This window comes from Maribacter sp. MAR_2009_72, assembly GCF_007827235.1.
Classification (GTDB): Bacteria; Bacteroidota; Bacteroidia; order Flavobacteriales; family Flavobacteriaceae; genus Maribacter; species Maribacter sedimenticola.
In genome coordinates, this window is sequence record NZ_VISB01000001.1 from 1,791,062 (window position 1) to 1,805,471 (window position 14,410).

The 14,410-nt window shown below is 38.6% G+C and carries 18 protein-coding genes; 11 read left to right on the forward strand and 7 right to left on the reverse strand.

From position 1 onward, the window contains the following. Window position 1: 1 nt before the first annotated feature. Window positions 2-904, reverse strand: a complete 903-nt coding sequence (gene rsmH / locus JM81_RS07380; protein WP_089262340.1) for a 16S rRNA (cytosine(1402)-N(4))-methyltransferase RsmH — start codon at window positions 902-904, stop codon at window positions 2-4. After that, entirely contained in the window at window positions 894-1,367 is a 474-nt protein-coding gene (locus JM81_RS07385; protein WP_089262342.1) for a division/cell wall cluster transcriptional repressor MraZ, read from the reverse strand. The genes rsmH and JM81_RS07385 overlap by 11 nt, the downstream gene beginning before the upstream one ends. A gap of 261 nt (window positions 1,368-1,628) precedes the next feature. On the opposite strand from JM81_RS07385, the gene JM81_RS07390 reads away from it, so the two are divergent. Together JM81_RS07390 and yihA are read left to right on the forward strand one after the other, a co-directional pair. Beyond that, window positions 1,629-2,393 (forward strand): alpha/beta fold hydrolase, encoded by a 765-nt coding sequence (locus JM81_RS07390; protein ID WP_144801854.1) that lies wholly within the window; start codon window positions 1,629-1,631, stop codon window positions 2,391-2,393. An 11-nt stretch (window positions 2,394-2,404) separates the two neighbouring features. Beyond that, complete coding sequence (gene yihA / locus JM81_RS07395) at window positions 2,405-3,025, forward strand: ribosome biogenesis GTP-binding protein YihA/YsxC (RefSeq protein ID WP_089262487.1); 621 nt, start codon at window positions 2,405-2,407, stop codon at window positions 3,023-3,025. Between the two features lie 423 nt (window positions 3,026-3,448). Here yihA and JM81_RS07400 read toward each other — a convergent pair whose 3' ends face one another. Continuing rightward, on the reverse strand, window positions 3,449-3,820 hold the full coding sequence (locus JM81_RS07400) for a GTPase (RefSeq protein ID WP_089262346.1): 372 nt from the start codon (window positions 3,818-3,820) through the stop codon (window positions 3,449-3,451). A gap of 388 nt (window positions 3,821-4,208) precedes the next feature. Between JM81_RS07400 and JM81_RS07405 the strand changes: the two genes are divergently transcribed. The 6 genes from JM81_RS07405 to JM81_RS07430 all read left to right on the forward strand — a co-directional run bounded on the left by JM81_RS07405 (window position 4,209) and on the right by JM81_RS07430 (window position 7,836). Next, complete coding sequence (locus JM81_RS07405) at window positions 4,209-4,592, forward strand: DoxX family protein (protein ID WP_144801856.1); 384 nt, start codon at window positions 4,209-4,211, stop codon at window positions 4,590-4,592. Window positions 4,593-4,684: 92 nt separating this feature from the next. Then, complete coding sequence (locus JM81_RS07410) at window positions 4,685-5,029, forward strand: cupin domain-containing protein (protein ID WP_144801859.1); 345 nt, start codon at window positions 4,685-4,687, stop codon at window positions 5,027-5,029. 8 nt (window positions 5,030-5,037) lie between these two features. Then, entirely contained in the window at window positions 5,038-5,433 is a 396-nt protein-coding gene (locus JM81_RS07415) for a group III truncated hemoglobin (RefSeq protein WP_144801860.1), read from the forward strand. 137 nt (window positions 5,434-5,570) lie between these two features. Then, window positions 5,571-6,206, forward strand: a complete 636-nt coding sequence (locus JM81_RS07420) for a transglutaminase-like domain-containing protein (protein ID WP_144801863.1) — start codon at window positions 5,571-5,573, stop codon at window positions 6,204-6,206. Between the two features lie 89 nt (window positions 6,207-6,295). Continuing rightward, window positions 6,296-6,883, forward strand: a complete 588-nt coding sequence (locus JM81_RS07425; protein ID WP_144801866.1) for a hypothetical protein — start codon at window positions 6,296-6,298, stop codon at window positions 6,881-6,883. Between the two features lie 293 nt (window positions 6,884-7,176). Further along, entirely contained in the window at window positions 7,177-7,836 is a 660-nt protein-coding gene (locus JM81_RS07430) for a hypothetical protein (RefSeq protein ID WP_144801869.1), read from the forward strand. Here JM81_RS07430 and gldC read toward each other — a convergent pair. Then, window positions 7,833-8,174 carry a gliding motility protein GldC gene (gene gldC, locus JM81_RS07435; RefSeq protein ID WP_089262358.1) on the reverse strand — a complete coding sequence of 114 codons (342 nt, stop codon included), beginning with the start codon at window positions 8,172-8,174 and terminating at the stop codon, window positions 7,833-7,835. The two genes, JM81_RS07430 and gldC, sit on opposite strands and share 4 nt — an antisense overlap. Beyond that, window positions 8,175-9,113, reverse strand: coding sequence for a gliding motility lipoprotein GldB (gene gldB, locus JM81_RS07440; RefSeq protein ID WP_261374994.1), 939 nt, complete (start codon window positions 9,111-9,113; stop codon window positions 8,175-8,177). Between the two features lie 109 nt (window positions 9,114-9,222). On the opposite strand from gldB, the gene nadE reads away from it, so the two are divergent. Beyond that, window positions 9,223-10,011 carry an NAD(+) synthase gene (gene nadE / locus JM81_RS07445; RefSeq protein ID WP_144801872.1) on the forward strand — a complete coding sequence of 263 codons (789 nt, stop codon included), beginning with the start codon at window positions 9,223-9,225 and terminating at the stop codon, window positions 10,009-10,011. Window positions 10,012-10,177: 166 nt separating this feature from the next. Beyond that, entirely contained in the window at window positions 10,178-10,807 is a 630-nt protein-coding gene (locus JM81_RS07450) for a response regulator transcription factor (RefSeq protein ID WP_089262364.1), read from the forward strand. A gap of 70 nt (window positions 10,808-10,877) precedes the next feature. On the opposite strand, the gene dnaG is transcribed toward JM81_RS07450, so the two are convergent. After that, complete coding sequence (gene dnaG / locus JM81_RS07455; protein ID WP_144801875.1) at window positions 10,878-12,857, reverse strand: DNA primase; 1,980 nt, start codon at window positions 12,855-12,857, stop codon at window positions 10,878-10,880. Window positions 12,858-12,924: 67 nt separating this feature from the next. Between dnaG and JM81_RS07460 the strand changes: the two genes are divergently transcribed. After that, window positions 12,925-13,182 carry a zinc-ribbon domain-containing protein gene (locus JM81_RS07460; RefSeq protein WP_144801879.1) on the forward strand — a complete coding sequence of 86 codons (258 nt, stop codon included), beginning with the start codon at window positions 12,925-12,927 and terminating at the stop codon, window positions 13,180-13,182. Window positions 13,183-13,242: 60 nt separating this feature from the next. Here JM81_RS07460 and JM81_RS07465 read toward each other — a convergent pair whose 3' ends face one another. After that, the gene (locus JM81_RS07465; RefSeq protein ID WP_144801882.1) at window positions 13,243-14,325 is read right to left on the reverse strand and encodes a hypothetical protein; all 1,083 of its coding nucleotides are present in this window, start codon (window positions 14,323-14,325) and stop codon (window positions 13,243-13,245) included. Window positions 14,326-14,410 lie beyond the last annotated feature (85 nt).

The window sequence follows — 14,410 nt, forward strand, 5'->3', positions numbered from 1 at the left end:
TTTACTTTTTGTCATTTTTCTCCGCTATTCTCAATTTTGCACTACGTGCTCTGTTATTTAATTTTATCTCTTCTCTCGTTGGTACGATCAATCCGCCAACTTTTTTTAAGGGTACATCTATATTTCCATAAAAATCTTTCTCCGGCTCCCCTTCAAACTGTCCTGCCCTGATAAAGCGCTTTACCAAACGGTCTTCCAAAGAGTGATAACTTATAACACTCAGCCTTCCCTTTGGATTCAATAGATCTGGCACTTGCTCCAAAAACTCTTTGATCACCTTGATCTCCTCGTTCACTTCAATACGAATGGCCTGATAAATCTGGGCCAATATTTTATGTTGCCTATGCTCGGGCAAAAACTGACTCAACACCTTCTTTAACGCATCGGTAGTTACAATTGCACCTTCTTCCCTACTTGCCACAATAACCTTTGCCATGGCGTTTGCATTTCTTAGATCCCCATATTCAAACAACACCTTACGCAAATCATCATAAGAATAGTTATTGACCACATCATAGGCGGACAATGTGTTGCGCTTGCTCATCCGCATATCCAATCCCGCATCAAAACGGGTTGAAAAACCCCTTTCGGCCTGATCAAACTGATGTGACGATACGCCATAATCTGCCAAGATCCCATCTACTTTCCGTATGCCATAGAACTTTAAAAATTGGGTGATGTACCTAAAATTTTCCGCTATAAGCGTAAATCTCTCATCTCCTAAAATGTTGGCCTGCGCATCTTCATCCTGATCAAAGGCAAACAATTTGCCGCCAGCACCCAATCGTTTCAATATTTCCTTGGAGTGACCGCCCCCACCAAATGTCACGTCCACATAAATTCCATTCTCCTTAATGGCCAGTCCGTCTACCGACTCCTTCAACAACACAGGATTATGATACATCCTTATCCTCTTTTTTGTTCAGCATTACACGCTTGACCAAATTTTTCTTTTCTTCCTTGGATATGGAAATGGTTGCTTCGTACGCCTCCACATCCCAAATCTCCAAATGCTTTCGCATTGGCACGATCTTTACCTCTTTGGTTATTCCTGCCAATGAAATAACATCCTTTGCCAATAACAACCTACCATTGCCATCTACTTCAACAGGACGTAGCCCGTCCATGAAAATTCTTTGAAACAGTTGACTTTCCTCATCAAATCTGTTCGTTTGGTCCATTTCTGCCATGATCTTATACCATTCCTGGGCTGGATATAGCTCCAAACATTCATTGTAATACGATTTCTTGATAAAAAAACCTTCATTCAGGATCGGCGTCATTTGATTACGCAGCGCAACAGGGAGCATGATACGCCCTTTGGCATCGGCCTTGCAATTGAATGTCCCGAAGAAATAAATGTCCAAAATGGTCTGGTTTTATTTATATAACTCAAATATATAAATATTATTACCACATTTTACCACTAAAATCCACTTTGTTAATAAATTACCTCATTTGTGCACCACTTTTTTCCACTGATAGCATTTTTTTGACCGTCATTTACCACTAAGCCTTCAATACGGGAAAATTTGAACTGCTTGGTAAATCGTAATGCACCTAATGAAAAAGAGTTGTACGCTATTCTAGGTAATTACCTATATTTGGGCAATTATGATGAGTAGTGCATGGAAAACGAATTGATTAACGACGGAGGCTTTAAGTATATAGAGAAAGGCGAAGGCAAACCCATAATTATCCTACATGGACTAATGGGCGGTCTAAGCAATTTTGAAGGAGTAACGTCTTATTTCCCCCCTAAAGGATATAAAATACTTATTCCCGAACTCCCCCTATATTCTATGCCGATGTTGAAGACCACGGTAAAGAATTTTGCCAAATACCTAAAAAAATTCATTGATTATAAGGAATTGGACGATGTAATTCTGCTGGGCAACTCTTTAGGCGGCCATATAGGTCTCTTGCATACCAAATTATATCCACACAAGGTAAAGGCATTGATCATTACAGGTAGTTCCGGGCTGTACGAAAGTGCAATGGGCGACGGTTATCCAAAACGTGGCGATTACGAGTTCATAAAAAAGAAGGCACAAGATGTGTTTTATGATCCAGAAGTAGCCACTAAGGAGATAGTGGACGAGGTGTTCGCTACAGTGAACGATCGCGTTAAACTGGTCAAGACCCTAGCAATCGCCAAAAGTGCCATAAGGCATAACATGGCGCAGGACCTCCCCAATATGAAAACACCAACCTGTATTATCTGGGGCAAGAACGATACGGTGACCCCACCGGACGTTGCAGAACTCTTTGACGAACTATTGCCGAACAGCGATCTCTTTTGGATGGACAAATGCGGGCATGCCCCAATGATGGAGCACCCCGATGAGTTCAACACCATACTTGACGCATGGTTGGAGAAAAACAAGTTTTAAATTTTATACAGATGAAAATAAAGTCGGCCGACTTTGTAATGAGCAACTCTGATGTGGCCAAATGCCCCAATGAGCCTATACCCGAATATGCCTTTATTGGGCGTTCAAATGTAGGCAAGTCCTCATTGATCAATATGTTGACAGAACGTAAAAGTTTGGCCAAAACATCTGGTAGGCCGGGAAAGACACAACTGATCAACCATTTTAAAATCAATGACAATTGGTTCTTGGTAGATTTACCAGGATACGGTTATGCACGTGTATCCAAACGCGATAAAAAGACCTTTCAAAAATACATAACCAATTATTTCCTACAGCGCGAGCAATTGGTCTGTTCCTTTATCCTAGTGGATATAAGGCACGACCCGCAACCTATAGATTTGGAGTTTATGCAATGGATGGGTGAAAATGCCATACCATTTGCCATTATTTTCACCAAGGCAGATAAGTTAAAGCCCAAGGCCATTGAGCGAGAAGTGCAAAACTACCTGACCACCCTTACCACTGATATGTGGGAAGAAGCCCCGCAACATTTTGTCACCAGCTCTAGCCACCGTACCGGTCGTGAAGAACTTCTTGCTTTTATAGATGACATTAACGAGAAATTTTTTGAAGCAACTAAGAATGGTTGATGGCTGGTAAACGCTTCGCTTTTTTTAGTATTAAGTAGATGGTTGTTCTTGTAAGTACTTCGTACCTTGTACTTTATACTTAGTACTCTTTACTTATAACTTTATACTACTTATGAATACCCAGTACCCTCTACTTATTACTTCCTACCTTACACCTCTTAGCTATAACTTATTACTTATTACTTAAGACTTATTACTTAGTACTTAGTACTTAGCATTTAATACTTAATACTTAGCACACTATTAAAAACGAAATATCACTTCGAGCGCAGTCGCGAACTACGGAACACTCATCACTTCAGCTACGCTCAACGACCGAGTAAGTATAAGCGACAACCAAAACCTGAACGTACATTCAACCGATTACTAGATTGAGAAAAGCTTATTCAAAAGACAAACTATAAATACGGGCACCTTGAACTGTTACTGAATATTGCCAACTGAAACAATTAACTCCTCCACTCCTTCAAATGCATTTAGCTGTTCAGTCGTGACCAATACCTCTAAATCATATCCGGTATCTACCAAAATGACCGGGAAGGTAAACTTATGTCCAAACTTGCTTTGATACTGTTTTTGGAACTCATCTTTATGCAGGAATTCCAGTTGGTAATCTTTGGCCAATAGGTTTTCGCGGAATGTTTTCCACTTTACGTTCTCTGTAAATGTACCATAGGTAAGAGCACACAAGGAACAATTGTAGGTAGCGGGATTTATTATTTTATGGGCGAAATCCAGCATTTTACTACCGGTATCGCTATTGGCATTATAGATAAACAGAATTTTCTTTGACATGACTATTTGGTCGTAAAAATACCACCACCCTACAAAAGTTGTGGCATTTTACAGGTTTCCCTCAATTCCTCTAACATGAACATTGAAAGTTTATATAGTTAAAAAATCATTTGATTCACCAGTAACAAGAATTAAAACTCATATCACTTTTAGTATTTTATTATATTTCTTAGAAGACACACTTATGGTAACTCTTACTAAAATTGGTATAATTACATTGCAAAATCATTAAATATTCCACAAAAAATGGAAGGCCATAGCAATAATAAACCTCCAAAAAATTATAAAAATCAACTACTTTTAAACCTCTACCTAAACTCGATATAACACCCTCAATTTCATAATTTTACCGTACATTGTATTAATAAAAACCAATTAAACCGATATTATGGAAGCTGCTAAAAAAGTATCCAAGGGCATGTTATGGACCTCTTACGTATTACAAGGAATAGTTGTACTAATGTTTTTAATGGGTGCCATTACCAATCTCATGCAAACGGAAATGGCCGTGGAAGGAGCCGTTTCAATGGGTTATCCGGAGGGTTCCGTAGTGTACCTAGGCGTTGTTTTACTTATAGCTACCGTACTATATGCCATTCCTAAGACCATGTTTATAGGTGCCCTATTATTAACAGCTTGGCTTGGAGGTGCTGTAGCTACCCACATTATCCATGGCGACCCTATAGGCAACACCTTGTTTCCAGTAATTTTTGGGATTGTTGTATGGGCCAGTATAATGCTCCGCAATACTCAATTGCGTGCCCTGTTCTAGGAATAAATATCTTTATTAAGATATATCATCGTACGTATGACAAGTGTCATTTAAGGAAATTGTGCTACCATGTATATTTGGTAAAAACAGGTATGATATTAGCATCCTTCAACGATAAACTATATTATAATGACCACAAAATAGTAATGGATGTCATGTTGGAAACTTCTTTTTCCAAAGAAATCCATATTGCATTAAAAAAGGGTCAGATCATGAAAGAACATAAAGCACCCTTCCCCATTATAGTACATATCTTAACAGGTGAAATCACCTTTGGCACAGGAGGTAAGGAATATGACCTAAAGCAAGGAGATATATTAACTTTAGAAGGGAAAGTACCGCATGACTTAACGGCGCGTACAGATTGCGTAGTGCGCCTAACACTTTCAAAACCGGATACTACCGAGCGTGTAAAGCATGTTATTGCCTCTTCATAAAACCAACTATGAAAGATATTACCAACAGAGGAGATGTAAGCGATTTGGTTCATGCTTTCTACGAAAAAATTAGGACGGATGCTATGTTAGGACCCATTTTCAACGCACATATTAGCAATGAACAATGGCCGGAACATCTAAGTAAGCTTACCGACTTTTGGGAATCCAACCTATTTGGACTTCGTACCTTTAGGGGAAGTCCTTCTGCAAAACACGCCAATGTGGACAAAAATCTTAGCTACACCATTTCACAAAATCATTTTGCACATTGGCTACACTTATGGCTACAAACCATCGATGAACTTTACGAGGGTACATTGGCTATCAAGGCAAAAAAAATGGCACGTAGAATGTCCACCGGCCAATATATACACATTTGGCAGTGTAGACCAGGAAATCATTGAGGGTAGTATTAGTAAACCGTATCTATATTCTGCGGGTCGTAGTAGTTGGCACTTACATTAATCGGTCAAAAAATCCGTATATTAGTATTTAGTAATAATTTAAATGGATTACTATTAATCTGCATACAACCCAAGGCATGGATTACCTTTCCCCTACTTACTTTTTTGATTATAAAAGTGATGAGATACAGCAACTTATTGCAAATGTACCGTCAGCCTCGTTATCCCAAAAAGAAATTGCCCAGCATTTATTTTTAAAAGTTCGCGATCAGTGGCGCTATGACCCATACAACCTAAGTTTTAACAAGGAAAAATACCGCGCCAGTGCAATTGCAAAACGTACGGAAGGACACTGCGTGGACAAATCTATTCTCTTGATATCCTGTTTACGTGCAATGGGAATACCGGCCAGACTACATTTGGCCAAGGTCAAAAACCATATTGCGGTAGACCGCCTAATCGAAAAATTTGGTTCTAACGAATTAACGCCCCATGGAATGGTGGATGCCTATATCAATGATAAATGGCTAAAGCTAAGCCCTACCTTTAATGCTTCCTTATGCACAATACTCCAAGTGGCCCCTTTAGATTTTGACGGTGAAAATGATGCCGTACTGCAGGCTTTTAATGAAGAAGGAACTATGTTTATGGAGTACTTGGAAGACTATGGTCATTTTGAGGATGTTCCCGTAGCGTTTATGATTGCCAATGCGCGCGAGCATTACCCCGCTATTTTTGCGGCCAATACCGACCAAACGGAGTTTCAACTCTAATATTTAACAAACATTTATATCCTATATCCCCAAGAGCCCTTTACAGAATTACTTTTTGTAGTACATTCGATTATCAAATTAAAACTTACGTGAAGCATTTTTTGATTATAATCTTTTTAGCATATTGTTCTTCTTTGGCCACCGCACAAGAACCCATAGAATGGACACCGGATTATGAACTACAATTGACAGATTACCGATCACCGGAATCAGAGATCAATTCCGCATTAACATCTTACTCTATTTATTCCGGCTCAAAAATAGATTTCAGTTTTAACATGAATTCGGTTTCGTTTATGTTTACCAAAAATTTCAACAGCAAGATCAAAGCGGTATTCCATCCCAATTTAGCAGTATTAGTAGCGCCAGACTCCCTTACCGCCCAGCAATTGTTGCAATTTGGTCGTTATGATTTTGACCTGGTAGAATTATACGCCCGTAAAATAAGGAAGAAAGTATATGAGGAAAAAGGCGCTTTTAGCGACTCCAAATTATTTCAACCTATTTTTAACGAGTATCAAGAAGAAATGAATACCGTAAGTGCCCAAGTATTTAAAGCCACTGATTTTGGCAAAGATACCGAGCTTCTTATAAAAGAACATAACAAGGTCATTGATGGAATAAATCAACTTTCTGAATTTTGTATGACCTGTAAGCCTAATAAAAATAGGAAGTGATTTTTTTGGTTGATGGTTGTTCGTTGATGGTTGTTCGTTGATGGTTGTTCGTTGATGGTTGTTCGTTGATGGAAATTTAGCTTTGCTAAATTCCCATTAACGAAAAAGTCTATTTTCTTATTTCTATTTTCTCATTTAATACTTCTTACCTCGTACCCTGGACTTTTTACTTAAGACTAAGTACTCAACACTTTCCAACTTCAACTCAGCACTAAAATCCCACAATTGAGTAGTTATATTTATCTCAGCAAAACTAATTACTTCATCTTTGAAAACACAATAATCAACCACCCATGGAAAACATCATTGAAACGTTTATTTATATACATGCCATTTTTGGCGGTTTAGGTCTTATTACCGGTATAGCAAGTATTTTAGTAAAAAAGGGACAGCGCAATCATAGGCGATTAGGAAAATGGTTTTCATGGTCAATGATCATAAGTTCCGCCATCTCTTTAGTAGTAGCTCGTATGCCCAACCACAATAATACCTTCTTATTCTTGATTGGCATTTTTACTATTTACATGGTTTTGGCCGGTAATAGCGCACTTACCTTTAAAACAACCAAAAAGAAAAAGGCAAATAAAATTGATTTAACGGTTTCAATAACCATGATTGTTTCCGCCTTACTAATGATCGGTTTTGGTATTAACGGGCTCGTACATGGGTATTCCCAAAGTATCCTATTTTTATTTTTTGGACTCTTTGGTTTATTTATGCCTTATGGAGATTTTAAACTGTACAAAACCTCTTTAAGAAACCGTAAACTTTGGCTAATTAATCACCTTAGCAGAATGTTGGGCGCACTTATAGCTTCCATAACAGCATTCATTGTCGCCGGAATGCATCAAGACACCCTGTGGGCATGGATTACCCCATCCGTTTTAGGTACCGCCTATATCATTTATTGGGTCAAGAAAACAAAAGGAAAAAAGAAATTGAAATCCGCTTAGCCTTGTTCTTTTAAATTTAGGTTTTCCGCAAAGTAGTCACAGAAATCTTTCATAGTAGCGGTCATTTTCTCATCTTGGGTAGCCTTTAAAAAAGTGTCTGCCATAGATACCAAGGTCTGATGAAAAAAAGTTTTCATTTCATCTACCGGCATATCTTTGGTCCACAAATCTATTTTCAAGGATTCTTGGTTCTTACTGTCCCAAACCGATAATAACATGGCCTTTGCCTCTTCGTTTTCCACGCCCCCATCCTGTGCGGACCAGTTCAATGTTTCGGGCACCCTATTTTCATCCAATCCTACACGTAAAGTTATTTCCGAAGTATGTAAATCTGCCATTTAATTTCTTGGTTTGTAATTCGATTTTTTAAATATTTCCTCTGCAGGCATCGTCAGCATTTGTTTAATGCCTACGGTATTGTTCTCCATGAACGAACGTACAATTTGCCACCCCACAAAACGACCCAACCTACCGGGCGATTCATTATCCAGCTCAAGTCCAAACTTTGAAAAGGGTGCGGGGTCTAAAAAACGCTGATTCAATTTGTTTTCCGTACTGTACAGATATTCGTTCTCAATGAAATTTCTCCACATGGGTTCCTCATTTGCGTAGGCCCAATCCATTTCCTCCTCGGTATACCCTATTCTCTTTCGCTCCTCCATATTGGGCAACAACTTGTCCTTAAGGTACAGTTCCTTGCCAAAATAGACCATGCGGGCCAAAAAAGTCCTGTCCCTAGGACGTGGTACCACTTGTTTGCTAAAGGCACTGGCTACATCACTGAGCATAAAACCGCGATCTAGGGTTTTTGCAATATAGCGCTGAAACCCCCCATAATATTTATGCTCTGGACCCAGATAATTATCAAGGCTAATGAACAAAATACTGTCGGTCAAAATTATTCGATTATTATAATCCACATCATTGGTTACGGTGATGACCTTGGGCAAGGTATATTCCGGAAAATAATATTTTACATGTTTAAATAATTGCACCAAGCCTTCTTCTTCCTCTTCAAAACTATTAAAGGCATTACCTACCTCTTGAAACAGTTCTACCTGTAAAGAATCGTTCATTTTGGCTATCCAAACACTGTCCGGGGCCGGAAAAAGATATGGGTACATTTGGCGCAATGCTGGCAAGCCCTCTTCTCCAGAAGATGCAAATTCCCGATCAAAACGGGAAATGGAAAGCTCTACAGGTATTGCCGCTATCTCCTGAGCCGTTTTATCACTGTTATTACAGCTAAAAATTATCAAGAAAACTGACAATAGCATAAAAATAGGTTTTACCCTGCCAAGTATTTTACAATACATTTTATTTTTCACGGTGTTCAACTTATTTTTAAGGCAAAGTTAATTTATTTAAACAAATAATTGGAGCGGTATGCAAACTGAAAAAGTAATTGACCATATTGTAGATTGGTTAAGGGATTATGCTACGAATGCCAAACAGAAAGGATTTGTAATTGGAGTATCCGGTGGTATTGACTCTGCCGTAACCTCGACCCTTTGTGCAAAAACGGGATTGGACCTGTTGTGCCTGGAAATGCCTATACACCAAGCGGCAAATCAATCTGATCGGGCATCTAGACATATAGATTGGCTACAGAAGAATTTTAGTAACGTAAAAAGAAAAGAGGTTCAACTAACGCCGGTTTTTGATTCGTTGGTAGATGCTTTTCCTCCGGTTGAAAACGAAGAGGAACGTTTTATGTCATTGGCGAACACTAGGGCCAGGCTGCGCATGACCAGCCTTTATTACTTTGCAGCATTAAAACGCTACCTGGTGGCAGGTACCGGCAACAAGGTAGAGGATTTTGGCGTAGGGTTCTATACCAAATATGGTGATGGTGGGGTAGACTTAAGTCCTATTGCAGATTTAATGAAGACAGAAGTATACGCCATTGCAAAGGTTTTGGGCGTAAACGAGGAAATTATAAAGGCCGCTCCAACGGACGGTTTATGGGGAGACGATCGTACGGACGAGGACCAGATCGGTGCGAGTTATCCAGAGTTGGAATGGGCCATGAACATGAAGGATGAAGGCCGCACAATCGCGGATTTTGAAGGTAGGCAAAAAGAAGTGTTCACCATTTTCATGAAACTCAATACCATGAACCAACACAAAATGTTACCCATACCTGTTTGTGAGATACCAGAATCTTTAAAATGACAATTCAACTATGAATCAGGCAATTAAATCGAAAATAAAGCGTTAAATATCTATATAGCGTGAAAAAAGTGCATTTTTGGCTTCTAATTTAGAATTTTAAGCCTTACATTGCATGTAGTCTTTTTAGACCATAGGTTTTTAAAAATCTATAAAAATCCAATAATTAATGATCAAAGTATTAATAGCGGATAACCACCCTATAATTAGAATGGGAGTTAGGACGGTTCTAGAATCCGCTGAGGGATTTGAATTGATAGATGAGGTGGCTACCACCGAAGAGCTTTTCGAAAAACTTAAAGACACAACCCCCGATGTTGTCATGCTAGAAATGGATATTCCTGAAATTAACGGAATAGCAGCATTGCGAAAAATCAAAAAAGAATATGCTGACGTAAAAGTACTAATGTACAGTGGGCAGTCTGAAGATGTATATGCCCTAAGTGCCATTAGAGCGGGTGCATTTGGGTATTTATCCAAATCTTCAGGAATTGAATACATTACCGCTGCGGTAAGAAAAGTAAGTGAAGGAAGCATGTTCATTACAAATGAACTTGCCCAGCGACTTGCCTTTGATGAGGGAACTAAAAAACCACGTAGATTCTTTAGAAAATTATCAACCAGGGAAATAGAAGTATTGAAACTCTTGGCCAGTGGCAAGCGCAACAAAGAAGTGGCACAAGGTTTGAACCTAAATGAAAAAACGGTAAGTACCTATAAAGCACGTTTAATGAAAAAGTTAAATGTGGACAATATGGTAGATTTATTACAACAGGCAAAAGCGCTTGAGCTGTACTAAATTCCTACAACTATTAGTGTAAAAAAAGACCCGCCATTGGCGGGTCTTTTTTTTACCTAAATATATTATTTTAAGATAATACCCTGTTCAATTTTTGATTCAGCAATTTGTTCAATTGAATATAGTTCATAATCTCCTCCAAGGCCTCACGGTTATCCTTGGTTATATCTTCTGTTGTTTGCTGCAATGCGCCCATTCTTTTTTTAATCAAAAAACAACGTAGGGTCAGTATGGTCTCACTGACCAATTGGGCAATACCAACTTCCTTTTTTTTAGGAAAAATATCCTTGCTCTCCCAATTGTGCAACGTATACTTTTCCTCGTCCATTAAAATAGTGGAAATCTGATTGGCCATTTCTTGATCCAGACTGTTTACAAACGTATTAATGGAAAATTCCTTTTCCTGGTTCAATGACTCTATCAGTTTATAGTACATATTACGGAAATCTTCGTTGGCCAATTCAATTTCATCTTCCTGAAGGTCCAAGTAGATTTTCTCGTACACTTTAATTTCCAAAGACTCCGGCTCTAACATCAAATCACCGGATTCATTCTCCTTGAGCACCAAATCCTCAAACTCCTCCTTCTGATCACCATAAAGCATTAAGGATTCTATAATCTTACGCTCCAATACATATTGCACATCTACAGCTTCCGGCGCGGCATCCTTACGGACCACCTCAAAGGCCTTTTGTTCTTCTTTATATTCCTTTTTGATGTTGGCCTCCCCCTTCTTGTCTATCTGGGCCAATGTATTAAAAAGTACCGCTTCAGAAACATTCATGATGCTTGCACATTCTTGAATATATATTTCCTTTTTGATACGATCGGGAATTTTTGCGATACTGTTTACAATATCCCTTACCGTGTCCGCTCTTTTAATGGGATCGTTAGATGCCTCCTTTACCAATAAAGATGCCTTAAACTGGATAAAATCCTTAGCGTTGGATTCTAAATAAGCTTGTACATCCTCTAGTTCATTATGCTTGGCAAAACTGTCAGGATCTTCCCCTTCAGGAAAAGTACAGACACGAACGTTCATTCCCTGCTCCAATATTAAATCAATACCCCTTATGGACGCCCGTAATCCTGCCGCATCACCATCGAACAGTACTGTAATGTTTTTGGTAAGCCTGTTTATCAAGCGAATTTGCTCTGGTGTTAACGCAGTACCACTGGACGACACCACATTTTGAATTCCCCTTTGTGCAAATTGGATAACATCCGTATACCCCTCAACCAAATAACAATTATCCTCTTTTGCAATGGCTTGCTTGGCATGGTATATTCCATAAAGTACTTTGCTCTTATGGTAGATATCACTTTCCGGCGAATTAAGATACTTGGCCGCCTTTTTATCATTGGTTAGAATACGCCCCCCAAAACCCAAAACACGGCCACTCAAGGAATGTATGGGGAACATGACCCTACCCTTGAACCTGTCAAACTTTCTTGACATATTAGAGTTGTCCCGGTCTTCCTTTACAATGGTAAGTCCGGTTTTTTCAAGGTACTCCAATTTATATCCCTTGTCCAATGCCGCAACGGTAAAACCGTCCCATTGATCCAAACAATATCCAAGCTCAAATTTCTTGATGGTCTCATCTGTAAATCCACGCTCCTTAAAATAACTAAGACCAATGGCCTTCCCCAATTCCGTATCCCACAGCATTTCCTTAAAATGCTTTTGTGCAAACTCTGATACCAGATACATACTCTCCCGTTCGTTTGCCTGCTCTTTCTGCTCATTGGACTGTTCTGTCTCCTCTATCTCAATATTATACTTTTTGGCCAGATACTTAATTGCTTCCGGATAGGTAAAATGTTCGTGCTCCATTAAAAATGCAACCACGTTACCCCCTTTTCCACTACTAAAATCCTTCCAAATCTGTTTTACGGGAGATACCATAAAACTTGGTGTTCGCTCATCACTAAAAGGACTTAGCCCCTTAAAATTGGAACCCGACTTCTTTAATTGTACAAAATCACCAATAACCTCCTCTAACCGGGCAGTTTCATATACTTGATCTATGGTGTTTTTTGAAATCATGGAGACACTGAATTTCCCTAAAACGGGGAACAATTTTTATGTAATTTAGAACCTCAAAAGTAATAAAATGATTCTATTTTTTGGCACTAGGCCCGGTAAACCGGAAACCATTAAACTTTTAAACACATACTGCCCCTATTGCGAACAACGAGGAACCCTAACGGTGGTAACGCACACTAACTATTTTCATCTGTTCTGGATCAAACTTTTTAAAATTTCCAGTACCGTTATGGCAGAATGCAGCCATTGCAAAAGAGGATTTTATGAAAACGAATTTACCAATACCATGCTAGAGGATTTGCAGCTATTAAAACAACGGTCATAAAACCGGCAATTATATCCAATTCCATGACCGTAATGTTCAATAAACACTATGCTATACCAATTATAGATCAAACCGCAATCCTAAGGAGACGTTTCGTTGTTCAACGGCAGCATCCTTGAAAATTGGATTTAAATCATATTTTACATACAACAGAACACCCTCTACCCCTGCATAGGCACTTAATCCATAAATTAAATTATTGGTATTGTAACTACGTTTTAGCTTATCCTTTACATTGCCACCATCTATTTCATATTTCAATTTTTGTCGTGTGCCTAAATTAAACCCTGCATATCCACCTAACCCAATACGAAACTGATTCTTTAAGGAATACCTAATACTTTTTTCGCTAGCGGTATATTTTGATGGCCCCAGCTCAAAATGCATAGGGAATACCAAATTATCTATCCTAAGTTTGGACTTGTTCAACTCATAATCAAATTCCTGTAATTCTGATTGACCGTTTTCCAATGAAACAAAATATTGATTGTCCTTAGGTTTTAAACCGTTGAACTGAAATGAGAAGCCATAATTGAACCTTAGGAAATTGGTATTTTTGAATACCCGTGTTCTCCATTGCCAACCCATTTCAAAAAATCTGCTTCCGCCAATTTTATACGGAGAGTCATCAAGCGACTGTCCTTCAATTATTGCATTATTTAAACCAATAGCTACAACAAGGTCAGAATAAGTACGTCTATCATAAATTACTTTTTTCCTATTTGGATTTTCCTTGATACTAATTCCAAATATACGCTCGCCATCATTACTTCTGCCGCCATAACCTATTTCTAACCTAGTTCCAAAATTAAGCGTATCCAGCTCTAGGTTTTCCGTACCATTTCTATCCAACAAGGCTATCTTATTATCAATAATAGCTATCCTGTTCTCTATGTTCAACGCCCTTTTCTCCGCTGCTTTCATTTTTAACGCATTCGCCTCGTCCAAGGTAATCTCCCCGTTCTCTACCCTTTTGGAAATAGCCTCTACCTCTTCTTTTAAGGCTAATTTTTCCTGTTTTGTAATCTTAGCCTTTTGGGCCTCTAAAAGTTCAATTTTGCTTTCATTACCCTCTTGCGCCACTGCATTATGAACGATAAAGAGGGTTAGCAATACTACTGCATACATTGTAATTGTTCTCATTTTGATTGATTTTTTTTGATGAATAAACTCCAATCCCTGTCCCTATAGCAAATTATAGGAATAAAGAAAAAAACGATTTAAAATT